The 19,696-nt window shown below is 69.4% G+C and carries 17 protein-coding genes; 12 read left to right on the top strand and 5 right to left on the bottom strand.

The genetic code is table 11. The features are described from left to right. Window positions 1-18: 18 nt before the first annotated feature. The gene (locus CP975_RS06410; RefSeq protein ID WP_055530667.1) at window positions 19-1,605 is read left to right on the top strand and encodes an ABC transporter substrate-binding protein; all 1,587 of its coding nucleotides are present in this window, start codon (window positions 19-21) and stop codon (window positions 1,603-1,605) included. 92 nt (window positions 1,606-1,697) lie between these two features. Here CP975_RS06410 and CP975_RS06405 read toward each other — a convergent pair whose 3' ends face one another. Next, window positions 1,698-2,369, bottom strand: coding sequence for a response regulator (locus tag CP975_RS06405; protein ID WP_030782872.1), 672 nt, complete (start codon window positions 2,367-2,369; stop codon window positions 1,698-1,700). Between the two features lie 14 nt (window positions 2,370-2,383). Further along, window positions 2,384-3,265 (bottom strand): RecB family exonuclease, encoded by an 882-nt coding sequence (locus tag CP975_RS06400; protein ID WP_055530665.1) that lies wholly within the window; start codon window positions 3,263-3,265, stop codon window positions 2,384-2,386. A 128-nt stretch (window positions 3,266-3,393) separates the two neighbouring features. Here CP975_RS06400 and CP975_RS06395 point away from each other — a divergent pair, with 128 nt between their 5' ends. Then, window positions 3,394-4,848 (top strand): site-2 protease family protein, encoded by a 1,455-nt coding sequence (locus CP975_RS06395; RefSeq protein WP_055530663.1) that lies wholly within the window; start codon window positions 3,394-3,396, stop codon window positions 4,846-4,848. Between the two features lie 12 nt (window positions 4,849-4,860). Here the strand turns inward: CP975_RS06395 and CP975_RS06390 are convergent, their stop codons facing one another. Further along, on the bottom strand, window positions 4,861-7,032 hold the full coding sequence (locus CP975_RS06390) for an NACHT domain-containing protein (RefSeq protein ID WP_150476652.1): 2,172 nt from the start codon (window positions 7,030-7,032) through the stop codon (window positions 4,861-4,863). A 280-nt stretch (window positions 7,033-7,312) separates the two neighbouring features. Here CP975_RS06390 and CP975_RS06385 point away from each other — a divergent pair, with 280 nt between their 5' ends. Then, the gene (locus tag CP975_RS06385) at window positions 7,313-8,215 is read left to right on the top strand and encodes a tRNA (adenine-N1)-methyltransferase (RefSeq protein ID WP_055534523.1); all 903 of its coding nucleotides are present in this window, start codon (window positions 7,313-7,315) and stop codon (window positions 8,213-8,215) included. A 223-nt stretch (window positions 8,216-8,438) separates the two neighbouring features. Next, complete coding sequence (locus CP975_RS06380; RefSeq protein WP_150476651.1) at window positions 8,439-9,026, top strand: hypothetical protein; 588 nt, start codon at window positions 8,439-8,441, stop codon at window positions 9,024-9,026. Window positions 9,027-9,045: 19 nt separating this feature from the next. Here CP975_RS06380 and CP975_RS06375 read toward each other — a convergent pair whose 3' ends face one another. Further along, window positions 9,046-9,357 carry a ferredoxin gene (locus CP975_RS06375; protein ID WP_055535663.1) on the bottom strand — a complete coding sequence of 104 codons (312 nt, stop codon included), beginning with the start codon at window positions 9,355-9,357 and terminating at the stop codon, window positions 9,046-9,048. Between the two features lie 252 nt (window positions 9,358-9,609). Here CP975_RS06375 and arc point away from each other — a divergent pair, with 252 nt between their 5' ends. The 6 genes from arc to prcA all read left to right on the top strand — a co-directional run bounded on the left by arc (window position 9,610) and on the right by prcA (window position 15,665). Then, a complete protein-coding gene (gene arc, locus CP975_RS06365) occupies window positions 9,610-11,376 on the top strand; it encodes a proteasome ATPase (RefSeq protein WP_030782890.1) in 1,767 nt (588 codons plus the stop codon). A gap of 213 nt (window positions 11,377-11,589) precedes the next feature. After that, window positions 11,590-13,101, top strand: coding sequence for a depupylase/deamidase Dop (dop, locus tag CP975_RS06360; protein WP_125511703.1), 1,512 nt, complete (start codon window positions 11,590-11,592; stop codon window positions 13,099-13,101). A 124-nt stretch (window positions 13,102-13,225) separates the two neighbouring features. Beyond that, window positions 13,226-13,444 carry a ubiquitin-like protein Pup gene (locus CP975_RS06355; RefSeq protein WP_030782898.1) on the top strand — a complete coding sequence of 73 codons (219 nt, stop codon included), beginning with the start codon at window positions 13,226-13,228 and terminating at the stop codon, window positions 13,442-13,444. 84 nt (window positions 13,445-13,528) lie between these two features. Further along, on the top strand, window positions 13,529-14,041 hold the full coding sequence (locus tag CP975_RS06350; protein WP_150477804.1) for an endonuclease VII domain-containing protein: 513 nt from the start codon (window positions 13,529-13,531) through the stop codon (window positions 14,039-14,041). Further along, on the top strand, window positions 13,993-14,838 hold the full coding sequence (gene prcB / locus CP975_RS06345; protein WP_055535667.1) for a proteasome subunit beta: 846 nt from the start codon (window positions 13,993-13,995) through the stop codon (window positions 14,836-14,838). Before CP975_RS06350 ends, prcB begins: the two co-directional genes overlap by 49 nt. Before the next feature lie 53 nt (window positions 14,839-14,891). Beyond that, a complete protein-coding gene (gene prcA, locus CP975_RS06340; protein WP_055535669.1) occupies window positions 14,892-15,665 on the top strand; it encodes a proteasome subunit alpha in 774 nt (257 codons plus the stop codon). A gap of 83 nt (window positions 15,666-15,748) precedes the next feature. On the opposite strand, the gene CP975_RS06335 is transcribed toward prcA, so the two are convergent. After that, window positions 15,749-16,771 (bottom strand): LacI family DNA-binding transcriptional regulator, encoded by a 1,023-nt coding sequence (locus CP975_RS06335; RefSeq protein WP_150476650.1) that lies wholly within the window; start codon window positions 16,769-16,771, stop codon window positions 15,749-15,751. Between the two features lie 143 nt (window positions 16,772-16,914). Here CP975_RS06335 and CP975_RS06330 point away from each other — a divergent pair, with 143 nt between their 5' ends. Beyond that, entirely contained in the window at window positions 16,915-18,174 is a 1,260-nt protein-coding gene (locus tag CP975_RS06330; protein ID WP_055534837.1) for an MFS transporter, read from the top strand. Window positions 18,175-18,183: 9 nt separating this feature from the next. Then, complete coding sequence (gene pafA, locus CP975_RS06325; protein ID WP_030782913.1) at window positions 18,184-19,545, top strand: Pup--protein ligase; 1,362 nt, start codon at window positions 18,184-18,186, stop codon at window positions 19,543-19,545. Window positions 19,546-19,696 lie beyond the last annotated feature (151 nt).

Genomic DNA, 19,696 nt, shown 5'->3' with positions numbered 1-19,696 from the left:
AACAACAAAGGCACGTACGTGAAATGTCGTAACCAGTGGCTGGCCCTTCCCCTCACGGGAGGGCTCGCCGCCGCCCTGCTGACCGGCTGCGGATCGGAGTCGGGCGGAGCGGGCGAGACGGGCGACGCGGTCGTGGTGGGGATGTCCGACGACGTCCTCGCCACCGACCCGGCATCCGGCTACGACCCCGGGTCGTGGCTCCTGTTCAACAACGTCTTCCAGTCCCTCCTGAGCTTCCCCAAGGGCGCCACGGAACCCGAGCCGGAGGCCGCCAAGAGCTGCGGCTTCACGGACATGGAGGCCAAGGTCTTCAAGTGCGAGCTGCGTGACGGGCTGAAGTTCAGCAACGGCAACGCCCTCACCTCGAAGGACGTCAAGTTCTCCTTCGACCGCATGCGGAAGATCAAGGACGACGCCGGCCCGGCGATCATGTTCCCGATGCTCGACAGCGTCCGGACCCCGAACGCCAAGACCGTCGTCTTCCGGCTCAAGTACCCCGACGCGACCTTCCCCAGCAAGATCGCCTCGGGCGCGGGTTCGATCGTGGACCACCGCGAGTACGACATGAACAAGCTGCGCGAGGACGGCCAGGCGGTCGGCTCCGGCCCGTACAAGCTCGACTCCTTCGACAAGGAGCAGGCGGACTTCTCCGTCAACTCCTCCTACAAGGGCACGGCCAAGGTCAAGAACGAGGGCGTCTCCCTCAAGTTCTTCAACGGCGACCAGAAGGGCCTGAAGAAGGCGCTCCTGGACAACGAGATCGACCTGGCCTACCGAGGCCTCGCCGCGGCCGACATCGCGGACATCGAGCAGGACACCTCCGAGGCCGGCAAGGACGTCGACATCGTCGAGGGCACCAGCGCCGAGGTCCAGCACCTGGTCTTCAACATGAAGGACCCGGTGGCCGGCAAGCTCGGCGTGCGCAAGGCCATCGCCTATCTCCTCGACCGGGACGCCCTGGTCCAGGAGGTCTACAACGACACGGCGACGCCGCTGTACTCGATCGTCCCGGCGGGCATCGGCGGCCACAACACCGCGTTCTTCGACACCTACGGCGCCCGTCCGCAGCGCGCGAAGGCCGCCTCGGCGCTGCGCTCCGCCGGAGTCGACGGCAAGGTCAAGCTCACGCTCTGGTCGACGCCCTCGCGCTACGGCCCGGCCACCAACCAGGAGCTGAACGCCATCGCCAAGCAGCTCAACGCGTCCGGCCTCTTCGACGCCGACGTGAAGTCCGTGGAGTTCGAGCAGTACGAGAAGGACATCGAGGCCGGCAAGTACGGCGTCTACGTGAAGGGCTGGGTCCCTGACTACCCGGACCCCGACAACTTCACGCAGCCCTTCTTCGGCAAGGGCAACGTCCTCGGCAACCACTTCGAGAACAACGAGATCACCGGGAAGATCATCCCCGGCACGGCGACCGAGAGCGACCGCACCAAGACCGACAAGCAGTACTCCGAACTGCAGGACATCGTGGCCGATCAGCTGCCGATCCTGCCGGTCTGGCAGGCCAAGCAGTACGCGGTCGTCCGCGACAACGTCTACGGCCTCGAATCCTGCCTGGACGCCTCGACCGTCTTCCGCTTCTGGGAGATCAGCAAGGGCTGACCGCGGGTGACCGTGAACGACGACGGTGGCCGCCCCCTCCAAGGGGGCGGCCACCGTCGTCGTTCACGCCTCGGAACCAGCCCGGCGAAGAGCTACTGCGCGCCGGGACGCACCAGCCCGCTCTCGTACGCGTACACGGCGGCCTGCACGCGGTCGCGCAGGCCCAACTTCGTGAGCACATGGCCGACGTGGGTCTTCACCGTCGTCTCGCTCACGAAGAGGTCCGCCGCGATCTCCGCGTTCGACAGGCCGCGGGCCACCAGCTTCAGGACCTCGACCTCGCGGTCGGTGAGGGTGTGCAGGGTGTCCGGCACCGGCTCGTCGCCGGACGGAAGGTGCGCGGAGTACTTGTCGAGCAGGCGGCGCGTGATGCTCGGCGCGAGCATCGCCTCACCCGCGGCGACCACGCGGATCGCCTGCACCAGCTCGTTCGCCGGAGCGTCTTTGAGGAGGAAGCCGCTGGCACCGGCGCGCAGCGCCTCCACCACGTACTCGTCCAGGTCGAAGGTGGTGAGCACGAGGACCTTCGCCGGACCGTCGCGGCCGGGACCGGTGATCTGCCGCGTCGCCTCCACGCCGTCCATCCGCGGCATACGGATGTCCATCAGCACCACATCGGGCTGGAGCGCCCGCACCTGATCGAGAGCTTGCAGGCCGTCTCCGGCCTCGCCGACGACCGCGATGTCCTGCTCGGCCTCCAGAATCATCCGGAACCCGGTGCGCAACAGCGGCTGGTCATCGACCAGTAGGACGCGGATGGCCACGTAACTCTCCTTAGCTAGCCCGGGCCCATTCTGCCCTGCGCACCCTCGGCGGACCCGGGCGCCCTCACCGGAAGCGGATACGGCGGGGGAGTCCCGCCGAACTCCGGACATACCGCCTGGTGGTCGCACCAGCCGCACAGCTTCGTCGGCCGGGGCCGCCACTCGCCCGTCGCCGTCGCCAGCTCGATCGCCTCCCAGAGCGCGAGCAGCTTGCGCTCCACCCGCTCCAGGTCCGCCACCACCGGGTCGTACGTGATCACGTCACCGCTGCCCAGATACACCAGCTGGAGGCGGCGCGGGACCACGCCCTTCAGCCGCCACACCACCAGGGCGTAGAACTTCATCTGGAACAGCGCGCCCTCCGCGTACTCCGGACGCGGGGCCTTGCCGGTCTTGTAGTCGACGATGCGGACGTCCCCCGAAGGGGCGACGTCGACGCGGTCGATGATGCCGCGCAGCTTCAGGCCCGACGCCAGCTCGGCCTGCACGAACAGCTCGCGCTCGGCAGGCTCCAGGCGCGTCGGGTCCTCCAGGGTGAACCAGCGCTCGACGAGCTTCTCCGCGTCCGACAGCCAGCGCGCCATGCGCTCGCCCTCCGGGTCGTCGGCGAACAGCTCGGTCAGCTCCGGCCTGGTCTCGCGCAGCCGGTCCCACTGGCCGGGGATGAGCGACTTGGCGCGCGGCGCCGTGCGCTCGCTCGCGGGCGCGTCGAAGAGACGCTCCAGGACGGCGTGCACCAGCGTGCCTCTCGTGGCGGCCTCGCTCGGCTTCTCGGGCAGCTTGTCGATCACCCGGAACCGGTAGAGCAAGGGGCACTGCATGAAGTCGCCCGCGCGTGAGGGCGACAGGGATGCCGGGCGCACGGCCGCCGCGGCACCTTCGGTGCTGGTTTCCATGAGGACAGACCCTACGACCCGCCACTGACAACCGACGCATACCATCGACGACAGACCCTCTCGCCCTGCATGATCGTGAAGGCATCGCGCCGTACCGGGGCGAGGGACGCTTCGAACGAGGGGACATCGTGGACGAGAGCGGCGAGAGCGGCAGGCCGCGGTCCGACGGCGCCGAGGGCACGCGCCCCGGGGGCACGGCCGGCTCCTCCGAGCAGCCTCCGCCCGCGGAGGACACACCCGAGAAGGCGGCGCGCCCTCCGCGGGACGAGCCGGACCTGCCCGCGGCCGCGGGCAGGCCAAAGCCGACAGGCCCCCGCCCTCAGGCCCCCACCGAGCCGGCCACCACCACGCCGGCCCCCGCAGAGCGCGAGCGAGCCCCGTACGGGCCGGGGGAGCGGAAGAAGGCGCCGGTACCGCCCAAGGCCCGCAAGGGCCCCGGGGGCGGCCTCCTCATGGGCAGGCCCTTCGGCGTGCCCGTCTACGTCGCGCCCAGCTGGTTCCTCGTCGCCGCCCTCATCACCTGGGTCTTCGGCGCCCAGCTCGACCGCGTCCTGCCCGAGCTGGGCGGCACCCGCTACCTCGTCTCGCTCTTCTTCGCCGTCGCCTTCTACGCCTCCGTACTGGTCCACGAACTGGCCCACACCGTCGCGGCCCTCCGCTTCAAGCTGCCGGTGCGCCGCATCCAGCTCCAGTTCTTCGGCGGGGTCTCGGAGATCGAGAAGGAGTCCGAGACACCGGGGCGGGAATTCGTCCTCGCCTTCGTCGGCCCGCTCCTGTCGCTCGTGCTCGCCGGTGTCTTCTACGCCGGTATGCGCCTCGTCGAGCCCGGCACCGTCCCCGGCGTCCTGCTCGCGGGACTGATGATCTCCAACCTCATCGTCGCCGCCTTCAACCTCCTGCCGGGCCTGCCCCTGGACGGCGGCCGCATGCTGCGCGCCGTCGTCTGGAAGATCACCGGCAAGCCCATGAGCGGAACCGTCGCCGCCGCCTGGGTGGGCCGCGCCCTCGCCATCTCCGTACTGATCGGACTGCCGCTCCTCAACCAGTCCGGGGCCCTCGGCGGCGAAGCCCAGGACATCGGCGGCATGGACACCGTCACCGACGCCCTGCTCGCCGCCATCCTGGCCGCGATCATCTGGACCGGCGCAGGGAACAGCCTGCGCATGGCCCGCCTGCGCGAACACCTGCCCGAGCTGCGCGCCCGCACCCTGACCCGCCGCGCCGTCCCCGTCGAGTCCGGCACCCCCCTCTCCGAGGCGCTGCGCCGGGCCAACGACGCCGGGGCGCGCGCCCTCGTGGTCGTCGACCCCGACGGCGACCCGATGGCGGTCGTCCGCGAGGCGGCCATCGTCTCCGTGCCCCAGCACCGCCGCCCCTGGGTCACGGTCAGCGGCCTCGCCCAGGACATCACCGAAGGCATGCGGGTCTCCGCGGAACTCTCCGGAGAGGAACTCCTCGACACCCTGCGGGCCACCCCCGCCACGGAGTACCTCGTCGTCGAGGACTCCGGGGAGATCTACGGCGTCCTGTCCGCCGCCGACGTGGAACGCGCCTTCGTCAAGGCGATGGCACGGCCTTCCTGAGCGCCGCTCTCCTCATCCGCCGCTCTCCTCATCGGCCCCCGCCGTGCTCCGATCAGCCAGCCGGTCCTGGAGGCGGGCGTGGCGGAACTCGTACACCGCTCCGGCCTGGCGCAGAACGCCGCGCCGATGGGCGTCGTCGAGGAAGCGCATCAGCCGCCAGGGCAGCTGGCCGCGCAGCGCCAGCCAGATCCGACTGAGCGAGTACCAACCCCACGTACTGGCGGCGAGGCCGGTCTGGAAGCGCCCGGCGAGTCGCCCGGCCACGCCCAGGGCGAAACCGCCGCCGAGTCCGGCGGTCAGAGCCCAGACGAAGCCGGCGTCGAGGCCGAAGCCGTACCGTCGGGCGGCGAGGCCTGCCAGTAGCCCCGCGCTGAGGGATTCCACGACGAGCCTGACGGCGCTGACCAGCCGGTCATTGCGCAGAGAGGCTTGGGCACTGGGGGAGCAGATGGTGTCGGCCGGGGTGTTGAGCCACATCATGGCCGCGAAGGCGATCCCGACACTCAGGCCTGCTGTGCCGGCGGTCTTCATCGCGGACTCAAGCCCGCCGCCCATGTCGATCCCCAGCCCCGCCGCGAGACCGAAGGCGAAGGCCGCTCCGGCTCCCATCGTGAGACCGACGACCAGCCCCAGGACGAGTTTCCTGCCGAACAGCCTTATTCGGCCGCGTATTTGGAGGTTGACATAGCCGGGATGGGAGGGAGCCATGGCCAGCAGGCCCGCGCTGAAGCCCCCCGCGAGGCCGGCTGCCATACCGACGGCGAGGCCCGGCCCGAGTGCCACACCGATCCCGGCGACCGCCCCCGTCAGCAGCTCCAGCACTGTGCCGATCACTCGACGTACGGTGGTGGGGACGATCCAGTGCAGCTGCCACCAGGCCAGTTCGCGGGTCGCGTGCCGTTCCATCTTGGTGGCCAGGAACGCCAGCCACCGGCGGGCCAGTTCCGGTGGGTACCGGCGTAGCTCGCTGCTCGGCCGGACATCCGGAGGAGGGGGCGGATGGTGGATGTAGGCGGAGGGGATGAACGCGTCCAGCAGATGCCCCTCGACGGCAGCCCGGTCGTGGAACCGGGCCGTGTCGAGCAGCTCGGCGGGATCAGCGGTGGGCGGGGCGTAGACGACACGGGCCAGGGCTGCCATGAGCGGTGAGGACAGTGCCTGGGCCAGCGGCCCGCCGGGAGCCGCGCGCAGGTGCGCCAGCACCGGGGTCCAGCGGTCCGCGCCCGCGACGCCGCCCTCGGTCAGAAACGCCGTGATCTCGCGCACGCCGACCGGTTCCAGCTCGACCACTGCCGCGGCGCTCAGCACTGTCCCGCCGGCGGCCACCGCGGCCTCGTACTCCTGACTGCGGCATGTGATCACCAAGGGGGAGCCGGGCGGGGTGTGGTCCAGTGCGTCGATCGCCGCGGCGTGCAGTTCGGCGGGGATCTCGTCCAGGCCGTCCAGGACCGGCACGATATGGCCGTCGGTGACCAGGCGCGATGCTGCCTGGGGGCCGAAGATCTCGACGTTCACCAATGCCGGGTAGTCCTCGACGAGGCGACGGATCACCCATGCGTGCAGCCGCTCGGTGCGCGGATCCCACGAGGAGAGCGACAACAGCACCGGAACCGGCCCTCCGTGGGCGCATCGGTGGTGCAGCAGTCCCAGGGTGAGCAGAATGGCCAGCACCGTTTTGCCTGCCCCCGGGGCACCGAGCAGCACGAGACGGCGCTGGGGCAGCCGCAGGTACTTCTCCGCGACGTCGTCGATCCCGCCGCGCAGGCGGAGCCGTAACGGCCGCCCGCCCACCGCGCCCTCACCGAGGACCGCGGCCGCGGACGCGGTGACCGGGCGGCCGGTGGAGGACCAACTGACCTGTAGCGGTTGCGGGCGGTGCAGTACGCGTGTCTGTGCCTCGGCACTCCACTGGCGGTGAACTGTCCGCGCCAGTTCCTGCGCCGCGTGGCGCAGCCGCTCCTCACCTTCACTACCGGGGCGCGGGTGCGCCGCCGCCTCCTGGCGGCGGCGCACCTCCAACACGGCTGCCGCCCCGGCCGCCGCGACGGCGATGGGCCAGGCCAGCCACAGGTGTGGCCGAATCCTCTCCGGCACGGAGGTGCTGGCGATGTTGGTGGTCAACGGCACCACCAACACGGTCAGCACGAAGATCGACACGACGGTGAACTGCGAGGGACCCCTCACTGGCCGACACCTCCCCGGCGTCGCGTCACCCCAGCATGCCGAGGCGAGTGGCCTGATGTGTCCCATTGGCGGAAGTGCCGCCACAGCCTCGCCGCATCAGCCTCTTCTGTGCTCTCTCACCCGACATTCGCCATGACATGCGCCGTCGCGTGCGCGGTCGCGACCGGCTGGGCAGGTGTGTGTCGGACTTCACGTCCGCTGGCCGGCCGGGAACGAACGCCCCCGTCCCGCTCACCGAGCCGTGGTCCGAGGGTCCCGCCGCGGCCGGTAGGCTGGTCACATGTCCGAACCGACCGGTGCCGCCCGCCGTCGCGGGCCCTTCAAGGTCGGGGACCAGGTCCAGCTCACCGACCCCAAGGGACGCCACTACACGTTCACGCTCGAAGCCGGGAAGAATTTCCACACCCACAAGGGTTCCTTCCCCCACGACGAGCTGATCGGCGCTCCCGAGGGCAGTGTTGTCCGAACCACGGGAAACGTCGCCTACCTGGCGCTGCGCCCCCTGCTCCCCGACTACGTCCTGTCCATGCCCCGCGGCGCCGCCGTGGTCTACCCCAAGGACGCGGGGCAGATCCTGGCCTTCGCCGACATCTTCCCCGGCGCGCGCGTCGTCGAGGCGGGCGTGGGCTCCGGCTCGCTCAGCAGCTTCCTGCTGCGCGCCATCGGCGACCAGGGGATGCTGCACTCCTACGAGCGCCGCGAGGACTTCGCCGAGATCGCCCAGCAGAACGTGGAGCGCTACTTCGGCGGCCCCCACCCCGCCTGGCAGCTCACCGTCGGCGACCTCCAGGACAACCTCAGCGACACCGAGATCGACCGTGTCATCCTCGACATGCTCGCCCCCTGGGAGTGTCTGGAGGCCGTCTCCAAGGCGCTCGTCCCCGGCGGCATCCTCTGCTGCTACGTGGCGACCACCACCCAGCTCGCCAGGACCGTCGAGTCCATCCGCGAGATCGGCGGCTTCAACGAGCCGACCGCCTGGGAATCGATGATCCGCAACTGGCACATCGAGGGCCTGGCCGTCCGCCCCGACCACCGCATGATCGGGCACACCGGATTCCTGCTCACCGCCCGCCGCCTCGCGGACGGCGTGGAGCCCCCCATGCGCCGTCGCCGCCCCGCCAAGGGCGCCTACGGCGAGGACTACGCCGGACCCAACGCCGACGGCGGCACCCCGCGCTGACCCGCGCGGCGAGCCCCGTCCAATGAGCAGGCGCCGCCGCGGAGTTCCCCGACCGACCGGGGAACTCCGCGGCGGCGCCGTTTCGTTGGCAGGACACCAGCCGCGTAAGCCGCGTACCAAAAGTTCGACGAGTACCCCCGGACCCCGGTGTTCCACCTCACTGTGACGTATGGCACGATGCTGGCCATCCCACCGGCACAGCCCTCACAGGAGACACTTCCTCGTGCAGCACCCCGCCGTCCCGGACCTGGCACACACCACCACCCGCCCCGTCCACTGGCTGGCCACCGCCGCCGCGCTGGCCGCCGTCGTCGCGGGCTCCGCCTTCCTGCAGCCCGACCCCGCGACCGCCGCCCAGTCAGGGCCCGAGGCGCACACCAGGGCAGCGGCGGGCGCGCCCGCACCGGCCCCCGCCCCCGACCCCGCCTCCGTGGACTTCCCCCTCGACTGCGGCCCCGTGAAGTCCGTCGTGAAGAAGAAGGCCACCGGCGACCTCGACGGGGACGGCAGGGCCGAGACCGTCGCCGTCGTGCACTGCCGGGCCGGCTCGGGCACCCCGCCCGACGGCGTCTATGTGATCACCCGCCCCAAGGCGGGCGAGCCCCGCGTGGTGGCCACCCTCGTCGACCCGAAGGACCGGATGAACGTGACGGACTTCGCCGTGCGTGACGGTGCGATCACCGCGACCCTGCTCGGCTACTCCTCGCTGGACGTCCCCCGCTGCTGCCCCGACCGCAAGGACGCGGCCAAGTGGCGATGGAAGGACGGCGCGTTCGCGCGGACGGCCCCCGCCGAGGCGCACAGCGTGTGACGCGACGGCGGGAGCCGGATCACTCCGCGTCCGGGCCGTACACCTCGACCCTGTCCGAAACTCGCCGCACGTGGATGCAGTCGCCCGGGCACTCCTTCGCGGAGTCCGCGACGTCCCGCAGCAGCGGCAGCGGCACGGGCGTCGTGGCCCCCGGGGTCTGGAGCAACTCGTCGTCGCCGCTCTTCACATAAGCCAGACCGTCGATGTCCAGCTCGAAGACCTCGGGCGCGTACTGCGCGCAGATGCCGTCTCCGGTGCAGAGGTCCTGGTCGATCCAGACCTCCAGCAGATCGCCCTCACTGCCGGTCTCGGCGTCGTGCCGCACGGTCATCTCTCCTGCCGGTCGCTGCGTCGAGCCGGCCGGTGTGGAGTAAGTCGGGCCAGCTCTGACGGGTGTTGAACACTTCGACGATACAACCGCCCGCTTTCCGATGTTGTTGGGTGGGTATTCACCTGGCGTGAGGGGAAGCGCAAGGGTGAAGATCGGACACACCCCCTCGTCTTTGTGATCTAGGGGTTTCAATCGACACCCACCCAGGTAGGGTCTGGAAGCGTCCAGCTCCCCTTGGAGGAGGTGAGGACCGTGGCAGCCCACGACGACGACATCAACCGCGGCATCCGGCCGGGACGAGGGTCTGAAGACCCTGCCGGTCAGGTTGCCTATCTCGAGCAGGAAATCGCCGTCCTGCGACGCAAGCTCGCCGACTCTCCGCGTCATACGAGAATTCTCGAAGAGCGGATCGTCGAGCTGCAGACCAACCTGGCCGGCGTGTCCGCGCAGAACGAGCGGCTCGCCAACACGCTCCGTGAGGCCCGCGACCAGATCGTGGCCCTCAAGGAGGAAGTCGACCGGCTCGCACAGCCGCCGGCCGGCTTCGGCGTCTTCCTCGTGGCGAACGAGGACGGCACGGCGGACATCTTCACCGGGGGCCGCAAGCTCCGGGTGAACGTCAGCCCCAGCGTGGAGCTGGAAGAGCTCAAGCGCGGCCAGGAAGTAATGCTCAACGAAGCGCTCAACGTGGTCGAGGCCATGGAGTACGAGAGCGTCGGCGACATCGTCACCCTCAAGGAGATCCTCGAGGACGGCGACCGAGCCCTGGTGGTCGGGCACACCGACGAAGAACGGGTGGTGCGGCTCGCCGAACCACTCCTCGACGTCACCATCCGCCCCGGCGACGCCCTCCTGCTCGAACCCCGCTCCGGCTACGTCTACGAGGTCGTACCGAAGAGCGAGGTCGAGGAACTCGTCCTCGAAGAAGTCCCCGACATCAGCTACGAGAAGATCGGCGGCCTCGGCGGCCAGATCGAGATGATCCGGGACGCCGTCGAGCTTCCGTACCTCTACCCCGACCTCTTCAAGGAGCACGAACTGCGGCCGCCCAAGGGCGTGCTGCTGTACGGCCCGCCCGGCTGCGGCAAGACACTGATCGCCAAAGCCGTCGCCAACTCCCTTGCCAAGAAGGTCGCCGAGGTCACCGGACAGCCCGCGGGGAAGAGCTACTTCCTCAACATCAAGGGTCCGGAGCTGCTCAACAAGTACGTCGGCGAGACCGAGCGCCACATCCGCCTGGTCTTCCAGCGTGCGCGGGAGAAGGCGAGCGAGGGCACCCCCGTCATCGTCTTCTTCGACGAGATGGAATCCCTCTTCCGCACCCGCGGATCCGGTGTCAGCTCGGACGTGGAGAACACCATCGTCCCCCAGCTGCTCGCCGAGATCGACGGCGTGGAAGGCCTGGAGAACGTCATCGTCATCGGCGCCTCCAACCGCGAGGACATGATCGACCCCGCGATCCTGCGGCCCGGACGCCTCGACGTGAAGATCAAGATCGAGCGCCCGGACGCCGAGGCGGCGAAGGACATCTTCGCCAAGTACCTCACCGAACGGCTTCCCCTGCACGCCGACGACCTGGCCGAGCACAGCGCGGACCGGCGCACCACGGTCCAGGGCATGATCCAGTCCGTCGTCGAGCAGATGTACGCCGAGTCCGAGGAGAACCGCTTCCTCGAAGTGACGTACGCCAACGGCGACAAGGAAGTCCTCTACTTCAAGGACTTCAACTCCGGCGCCATGATCGAGAACATCGTGGGCCGTGCCAAGAAGATGGCCATCAAGGCCTTCCTCGAAGCGAACCAGAAGGGCATCAGGGTCTCCCACCTCCTCCAGGCTTGCATCGACGAGTTCAAGGAGAACGAGGACCTGCCCAACACCACCAACCCGGACGACTGGGCCCGGATCTCCGGTAAGAAGGGCGAGCGGATCGTATACATCCGCACGCTCGTCACCGGAAAGCAGGGCGCGGACACCGGACGCTCCATCGACACGGTGGCCAACACCGGTCAGTACCTGTAGAACACAGGGCGGCTGCGGGTGTCCTTCACGGGTACCCGCAGCCGTCTGCTTTTCAATGAAGGCAATGATCTCCCCACCAGCGCAAAGGCGTTCTAGGCTCTTCGGTACCGCCGAGTCGCGCAGTGCGGGGACGGGCACCGCACACGCACCGGAGAACCAGCGGTACTTGAGCGCCGTTCCCGAAGGGGAGCGCCGCCGGGCAAGGAGGGCCGCATGACCGTACGGCGAGTAATGGGCATCGAGACGGAGTACGGCATCTCCGTCCCCGGCCACCCGAACGCCAATGCCATGCTCACCTCGTCCCAGATCGTCAACGCCTATGCCGCGGCGATGCACCGGGCGCGACGCGCCCGCTGGGACTTCGAGGAGGAGAACCCGCTGCGGGACGCGCGGGGATTCGACCTCGCCCGCGAGGCCGCCGACTCCAGCCAGCTGACCGACGAGGACATCGGCCTCGCCAACGTCATCCTCACCAACGGCGCACGGCTCTACGTCGACCACGCGCACCCCGAATACAGCTCACCGGAGATCACCAACCCCCTGGACGCCGTCCTGTGGGACAAGGCCGGCGAGCGCATCATGGCCGAGGCCGCGGACCGCGCGGCGCAGCTCCCCGGGGCCCAGCCGATCCACCTGTACAAGAACAACACCGACAACAAGGGCGCCTCGTACGGCACGCACGAGAACTACCTGATGAAGCGGGAGACCCCCTTCTCGGACATCGTGCGCCACCTCACGCCCTTCTTCGTCTCCCGCCAGGTCGTCACCGGCGCGGGCCGCGTCGGCATCGGCCAGGACGGCCACGAACACGGCTTCCAGCTCAGCCAGCGGGCGGACTACTTCGAGGTCGAGGTGGGCCTGGAGACGACCCTGAAGCGGCCGATCATCAACACCCGGGACGAGCCGCACTCGGACGCGGAGAAGTACCGCAGGCTGCACGTCATCATCGGCGACGCGAACCTCTCGGAGATCTCCACCTATCTGAAGCTGGGCACGACCTCGCTCGTTCTCGCCATGATCGAGGACGGCTTCATCGCCGTGGATCTCGCCGTGGACCAGCCCGTGCGCACGCTGCACCAGGTCTCCCACGACCCGACGCTCCAGCATCTGGTCACTCTCCGTAGTGGTCGATCACTCACGGCCGTCCAGCTTCAGATGGAGTACTTCGAGCTGGCCCGCAAGTACGTCGAGGAGCGCTACGGCTCCGACGCCGACGAGCAGACCAAGGACGTCCTCGCCCGCTGGGAGGACGTGCTCGGCCGCCTGGAGAGCGACCCGATGAGCCTCTCCGGAGAGCTCGACTGGGTCGCCAAGCGGGAGCTGATGGAGGGCTACCGCCGCCGCGACAGCCTCGACTGGGACGCCGCGCGGCTCCACCTGGTCGACCTCCAGTACGCCGACGTACGGGCCGAGAAGGGGCTGTACAACCGTCTGGTGGCGCGGGGCAAGATGAAGCGGCTCCTGGACGAGGCGGACGTGGAGCGGGCCACCACCAAGCCTCCCGAGGACACCCGGGCGTACTTCCGCGGCCGCTGCCTGGAGCAGTACGCGGACGACGTGGCCGCGGCCTCCTGGGACTCGGTCATCTTCGACCTGCCGGGCCGTGACTCTCTGCAACGAGTACCGACCCTGGAGCCCCTGCGCGGCACCAGGAACCACGTCAAGGAACTCCTGGACCGCTGCCGCTCGGCAGAGGAACTGGTTCGGGTGCTCTCCGGCGGCTGAAAGGTCACCGGCGGGGGAATCACAGAGGTGGGTCCCGCACGTTGAACGAAGTGCGGGGCCGATGCCGGACCCGGCTTGTAGGGTCTGATCAAGAACGTCTAACCGAGCGAGCGGGGTGAGGTAGATGGCGACCAAGGACACCGGCGGCGGGCAGCAGAAGGCGACGCGTTCCACCGAGGAGACCGAGGAGCAGGCGCAGGACGCGCAGGCTTCGGAGGACCTCAAGGAGCGCCAGGAGAAGCTGAGCGACGATGTGGACTCCGTTCTGGACGAGATCGACGATGTCTTGGAAGAGAACGCCGAGGATTTCGTGAGGTCGTTCGTTCAGAAGGGTGGACAGTAGTTCAGGGATGTGAACGTGCTGAACAAGAAATGCTCGCGGTGCCAGCAGGTTCTGGAGCGGAGTGCGTTCGCGGGGAACAAGTCCATGCGTGACGGTCTCCAGGCGTACTGCCGGGAGTGCTCTGCCGAGTACTACCGGCAGCGTCAGGAGGCCAAAGGGAAAGCGGTGCGCGTCAAAGTGCCCGTCGCGCGAGGGCACAAGCGCTGTCCCCAGTGCTGCGAAGTGAAGCCGCATTCCGACTGGGAGCGGAACAAGTCCTCATCCGATGGCTGGTCCAGCTACTGCCGGGAGTGCCGGGCGGAGCGCAATCGGGTCAGTTATTTCCAGCGCAAGTACGGCCTGTCTCCAGCGGAGTTGGAGAAGCTGATCGCTTCTCAGCATGGTGTGTGCTGCATCTGTCTGGCTGCTCCGGCGGAGCATGTGGATCACTGCCACGAGACGGGTAAAGTCCGAGGCGTATTGTGCTTCAGCTGCAACGCGGCGCTGGGGCAGTTCAAGGATCGGCCGGATGCCATACGGCGTGCGGCCGCATATGTGGAAGGAACCGCGTGGAAGCCAACACTCGTAGCACCGGGCGTCTACCAGCTGCCTTCCTGACGCCTGGCTCGTCGTCCTTCATGGACTTCCTGTCCGAGCATCAGCCCGAGATCCTGCCGGGCAACCGCCAACTGCCGCCCACGCAGGGCGTGATCGAGGCCCCGCACGGCACGACCATCGTGGCCGTGACGTTCCCCGGCGGCGTGGTGCTCGCCGGTGACCGGCGGGCGACGATGGGGAACGTCATCGCGCAGCGGGACATCGAGAAGGTCTTCCCCGCCGACGAGTACTCGGCGGTGGGCATCGCCGGTACGGCGGGTCTGGCCGTGGAGATGGTGAAGCTCTTCCAGTTGGAACTCGAGCACTTCGAGAAGGTCGAGGGTGCCACGCTCTCCCTGGAGGGCAAGGCGAACCGTCTGTCCACGATGATCCGCAGCAACCTCGGCATGGCCATGCAGGGCCTCGCCGTGGTGCCGCTCTTCGCGGGGTACGACGTGGACCGCGAGAAGGGGCGCATCTTCAGTTACGACGTCACGGGCGGCCGCTCCGAGGAGCACGGATTCGCGGCGACCGGCTCCGGTTCGGTCTTCGCGCGTGGTGCGATGAAGAAGCTCTACCACGACGGTCTGACCGAGGAGCAGGCGACGACGCTGGTGATCCAGGCGCTGTACGACGCCGCCGACGACGACTCGGCGACGGGCGGTCCCGATGTGGCGCGCCGGATCTATCCCATCGTCACCGTCATCTCGGACGAGGGCTTCCGGCGGCTGACGGAGGAGGAGTCCTCCGCGATCGCGCGTTCGATCCTGGAGAAGCGGCTGGAGCAGCCGGACGGCCCGCGTGCCGCTCTGCTCTGATCGCTCCGAATTCGCCACTGACTGAAGTTTTTTGACAGAAAGGGACGGATCCGGTGTCGACGCCGTTCTACGTATCACCCCAGCAGCAGATGGCCGACCGGGCGGAATACGCCCGCAAGGGCATCGCGCGCGGCCGCAGTCTGGTCGTATTGCAGTATGCCGACGGCATCGTGTTCGTCGGCGAGAACCCGTCCCGTGCGCTGCACAAGTTCAGCGAGATCTATGACCGGATCGGTTTCGCGGCCGCCGGCAAGTACAACGAGTACGAGAACCTGAGGATCGGCGGCGTCCGCTACGCCGACCTTCGCGGCTACACCTACGACCGCGACGATGTGACGGCCCGTGGCCTGGCGAACGTGTACGCGCAGACACTGGGCACGATCTTCTCCAGTGCGGCCGAGAAGCCGTACGAGGTGGAGCTGGTGGTCGCCGAGGTGGGGGCCACGCGCGAGGGTGACCAGATCTACCGCCTTCCGCACGACGGATCGATCGTCGACGAGCACGGTTCGCTCGCCGTGGGCGGCAACGCCGAGCAGATCAGCACCTACCTCGACCAGCACCACAACGACAACATGACGCTCGCGGAGGCTCTCAAGCTGGCTGTGCGCGCGCTCTCCCGCGACACGAACGGCACTGAGCGGGAGATCCCCGCCGAGCGGCTGGAAGTGGCGGTGCTGGACCGGACGCGGCCCCAGCAGCGGAAGTTCAAGCGGATCGTGGGCCGTCAGCTGTCGCGGCTGCTCGACGAGGGCGGCGCGACGGACGCGGCCAGTGACACGGACGAAGGCAGCGGCCCCGCGCCGCGGTCCGGCGGTGACGTCGAGTAGTCCGCAGCGCGGTGTGCGCCCCGTGTCCCGGTCGGTCGGCCGGGGCGCGGGGCGTTCGCGTGCGCGGGTCGGGGCGGGGCGTCCTAGCGGGCGGGGCCCGTCGAGTCGCGGACGGCGAGTTCGACGGGGAGCGGGGCCGCCTCGGGGGTTCGGCCCTCGACGACGGCGACCAGGGCTTCCATGCCGCGCTCGCCGAAGCGCTCGGCGGGCAGGCGCACCGTGGTCAGCTCCGGCTCGACGGCGGTCGCGAGGGTCAGGTCGTCGAAGCCGGTCACCGAGAGGTCTTCGGGGACGCGCAGCCCGAGCCGCCGCGCGGCCTTGCAGACCCCTGCCGCGAGGAAGTCGTCGTCACAGATGACCGCCGTGGGCCGGGGGCCGGGAGTGGCCAGGGCGGCCTCTGCGGCGGTGCGGGCGGCGGCGACGGTCAGGGGGGCGGTGATGCGGCGTACGGCCGTGTCCGTGCCGTGCAGGGCCGCGGCGAGGGCGCCGGCGCGTACGTCGAAGGTCCAGGAGTCGACGGCCGCCGCGAGGTGCAGGAAGCGGCGGTGGCCGAGGGCGAGCAGATGTTCCGTCACTTGGCGCATGCCGTCGGCCAGGTCGAGGTTGACGGTGGCGGCGCCCAGGCTGCGGGCGGGGTCGCTGTCGAGCATGACGAGGGGCAGGTCGTCGCCTCGGATGGTGGCGAGGACTTGTGAGGCCATGGAGGAGGCGAGGACGCCGTCCAGGGACGCGCGTGCCGAGTCGAAGGGGTCGCGGGCGGGGCCGGGGCCCTCGGGGGAGGGGTAGAGGAGGACGCCGAAGCCGTGTCGGGCGGCGACGCGGGCGGCTCCGGTGTGGACGTGCGCGAAGAACTCGTTGGTGAGGGCGGGGACGACGAGGAGTGCCGTCCTTGTCCTGCCGAGGCGCAGGTTGCGGGCGGCGAGGTTGGGGCGGTAGCCGAGCTGTCGGGCGGCGGTGCGTACGCGCTCGGCTGTGGGCTCGGCGACCCTGCCTCGCCATTTGTCGCCGAGGACGAGGGAGACGGTGGCCTGGGAGACGCCGGCGGCGCGTGCGACGTCGCGGCTCGTGGGGCGTGGGGTCCCGGCTTCGTGCTGTGGCCCGGCCACTGTTGCCTCCCTGGTGGTGCCCGCGGGGCGGGGTGGGATCGCGGTGCCCCACGTGGACAGCTGACAGCGCTCATGGTACGTATGACTCCGGACGTTATACGTAAAACCCCGGCCGTGGTGGTGCGGGGGAGGGGCGGTAGTGCATGGCTGCGGGATACGCGGAGATACTCCGGACGCGGTACGCGACCCGGCTGCTGGCCGGGACGCTGGTGGGCCGGCTGCCCAACGCCACCGCCGCGATCGCCATCGTGCTGTTCATCCGGGCCGAGGGCGGCACCTACAGCCTGGCGGGCGCGCTCGCCGCGGTGTACGGCGTGGCCAACGCGGTGGGGCAGCCGCTGCTCGGACGCCTCGTCGATCTGCACGGCCAGCCGCGCGTGCAGCTGCCCGCGGCCCTGCTCTCCGCGCTCGCCATGGCGGCCTTCGCCTTCACCGGGCCCGACCGGCTGGCCCTCGCCTACGTCACGGTGGGGGCCGCCGGCCTGTTCACACCGCCGCTGGAGGGCGGCCTGCGGGCGCTGTGGCCGAGCGTCCTCGGCAAGGAGGAGCAGGTCCACGCGGCGTACGCCATGGACGCCGTCGCCCAGGAAGTGATGTTCACCGTCGGGCCGCTGCTCGTCACGGGCTGCGTGGCCCTCTGGTCGGAGCAGGCCGCGCTGCTCGTCGTGAACGCGGTCGGCGTGCTCGGCGCGCTCTCCGTAGTGCTGTCCCAGCCCTCACGCGCGTGGCGCTCGGCGCCGAGGGAGGCGCACTGGCTCGGAGCCCTGCGCTCACCCGGCCTCCTCGCGCTCCTCGGCGCGTTCCTCTTCATCGGTATGGCTCTCGGCTCGATCACCGTGGCCGGTGTGTCGTACGCGGACGGGCACGGCGGCGACGCGGTGTACGGCTGGATGATGGCGGCGCTCGGGCTCGGCGCGCTGGCCGGCGGATCCGTGTACGGGGCGCGGCAATGGCGTGGCGTGCCGGAGCGGCGGCTGACGGTCCTGGTGGCCCTGCTGGCGGTCTGCTACGTGCCGTTGACGCTGGTGCCGGGCGCGCTCGCCATGACGGCGCTCACCGCTCTCGCGGGGGTCTTCCTGGCACCGGCGCTGGCTTGTGCGTTCATCATCGTGGACCGGCACGCGCCGCGCGGCACGGTCACCGAGGCGTTCTCCTGGCTCGTGACGACGTTCACGGTCGGGGCCTCGCTCGGCACCGCCGCCACCGGGCCCGTCGTCGAGTGGGGCGGGACGGTGTGGGGGTTCGCCGTGCCGGGACTCGCGGGAGCGGCCGCGCTGGTGGTTTTGCTGGCCACGGCGCGGGTATTGGTGCCGGTCCGTGAATACGGGGTCGTTGCGGGTTCATCGGAAAATGATCGAAACGGTGCCGTCGAACCCGGTTTCAGTGCCGGGCATCAGGCGTAATGTTCAGTCATGGACCGCCGCATTTTCGGGCTGGAGAACGAGTACGGCGTCACGTGCACGTTCAGGGGACAGCGCCGCCTGTCGCCTGACGAGGTGGCGCGCTACCTCTTCCGCCGTGTTGTGTCATGGGGCCGCAGCAGCAACGTCTTTCTGCGGAACGGCGCCCGCCTCTATCTTGACGTGGGGTCACATCCGGAATACGCCACACCCGAATGTGACAACGTGACCGAGCTGGTCACCCACGACAAAGCAGGCGAGCGCATTCTGGAAGGCCTGCTCGTCGACGCCGAACGCCGCCTGCACGAGGAGGGAATCGCGGGCGACGTCTATCTCTTCAAGAACAACACCGACTCGGCGGGAAACTCCTACGGCTGCCACGAGAACTACCTGGTGGCCCGTCATGGAGAGTTCTCGCGGCTCGCGGACATCCTCATCCCGTTCCTGGTCACCCGGCAGCTGCTGTGCGGCGCCGGCAAGGTGCTCCAGACTCCGCGCGGCGCCGTGTACTGCGTCAGTCAGCGCGCCGAGCACATCTGGGAAGGGGTGTCGTCCGCGACCACCCGCTCCCGGCCGATCATCAACACCCGCGACGAGCCGCACGCGGACGCCGAGCGCTACCGCAGGCTCCACGTCATCGTCGGCGACTCGAACATGTCCGAGACGACCATGCTCCTGAAGGTCGGCGCCACCGACCTCGTGCTGCGCATGATCGAGGCGGGCACGGTCATGCGTGACCTCACCCTGGAGAACCCGATCCGGGCCATCCGCGAGGTGAGCCACGACATCACGGGCCGCCGCAAGGTGCGCCTGGCCAGTGGCCGCGAGGCCTCCGCCCTCGAAGTGCAGCGCGAGTACTACGAGAAGGCGGTGGACTTCGTCGACCGCCGCGGCATCCGCACCGGCACGGTCGAGCAGGTGCTCGAACTGTGGGGCCGCACGCTGGACGCGATCGAGTCCGAGGACCTCGACCGCATCGGCACCGAGATCGACTGGGTCATGAAGTACAAGCTCATCGAGCGCTACCGCGCGAAGAACAACATGACCATGTCGCACCCGCGGGTCGCCCAGATAGACCTCGCGTACCACGACATCCACCGCCGTCGCGGCCTCTACTACCTCCTGGAGAGGAAGGGCCAAGCCGCCCGCATCTGCAACGACTTGAAGATCTTCGAGGGCAAGTCGGTGCCCCCGCAGACCACCAGGGCGCGGCTGCGCGGCGACTTCATCCGGCGCGCCCAGGAGCAGCGCCGTGACTTCACGGTCGACTGGGTGCACCTGAAGCTCAACGACCAGGCTCAGCGCACCGTGTTGTGCAAGGACCCCTTCCGGTCCGTGGACGACCGGGTGGAGAAGCTCATCGCCGGAATGTGACCGGACGAACGGGAATCTGACCGGATGAAAATGTGGCCCGGGTGAAACCGGTGGCGTTGTGGGAACGCAACGCGGGCGCCGTACGTTCCTCGTGCGGCGCCCTTCTCACGCCGTAGAGTTGCGCGCACGCAAACCCACAAGATCGACCGAT

Source organism: Streptomyces alboniger, from assembly GCF_008704395.1.
Taxonomy (GTDB): Bacteria; Actinomycetota; Actinomycetes; order Streptomycetales; family Streptomycetaceae; genus Streptomyces; species Streptomyces alboniger.
This window is presented reverse-complemented; position numbering and strand designations above follow the sequence as displayed.

Coding starts and splice junctions, on each gene's coding strand:
- dop (WP_125511703.1), top strand. CDS start 11,590: ATGACCGTACGGCGAGTAATGGGCATCGAGACGGAGTACGGCATCTCC.
- pafA (WP_030782913.1), top strand. CDS start 18,184: ATGGACCGCCGCATTTTCGGGCTGGAGAACGAGTACGGCGTCACGTGC.
- CP975_RS06400 (WP_055530665.1), bottom strand. CDS start 3,265: ATGGAAACCAGCACCGAAGGTGCCGCGGCGGCCGTGCGCCCGGCATCC.
- CP975_RS06350 (WP_150477804.1), top strand. CDS start 13,529: ATGCGTGACGGTCTCCAGGCGTACTGCCGGGAGTGCTCTGCCGAGTAC.
- CP975_RS06355 (WP_030782898.1), top strand. CDS start 13,226: ATGGCGACCAAGGACACCGGCGGCGGGCAGCAGAAGGCGACGCGTTCC.
- CP975_RS06330 (WP_055534837.1), top strand. CDS start 16,915: ATGGCTGCGGGATACGCGGAGATACTCCGGACGCGGTACGCGACCCGG.
- CP975_RS06375 (WP_055535663.1), bottom strand. CDS start 9,357: ATGACCGTGCGGCACGACGCCGAGACCGGCAGTGAGGGCGATCTGCTG.
- CP975_RS06385 (WP_055534523.1), top strand. CDS start 7,313: ATGTCCGAACCGACCGGTGCCGCCCGCCGTCGCGGGCCCTTCAAGGTC.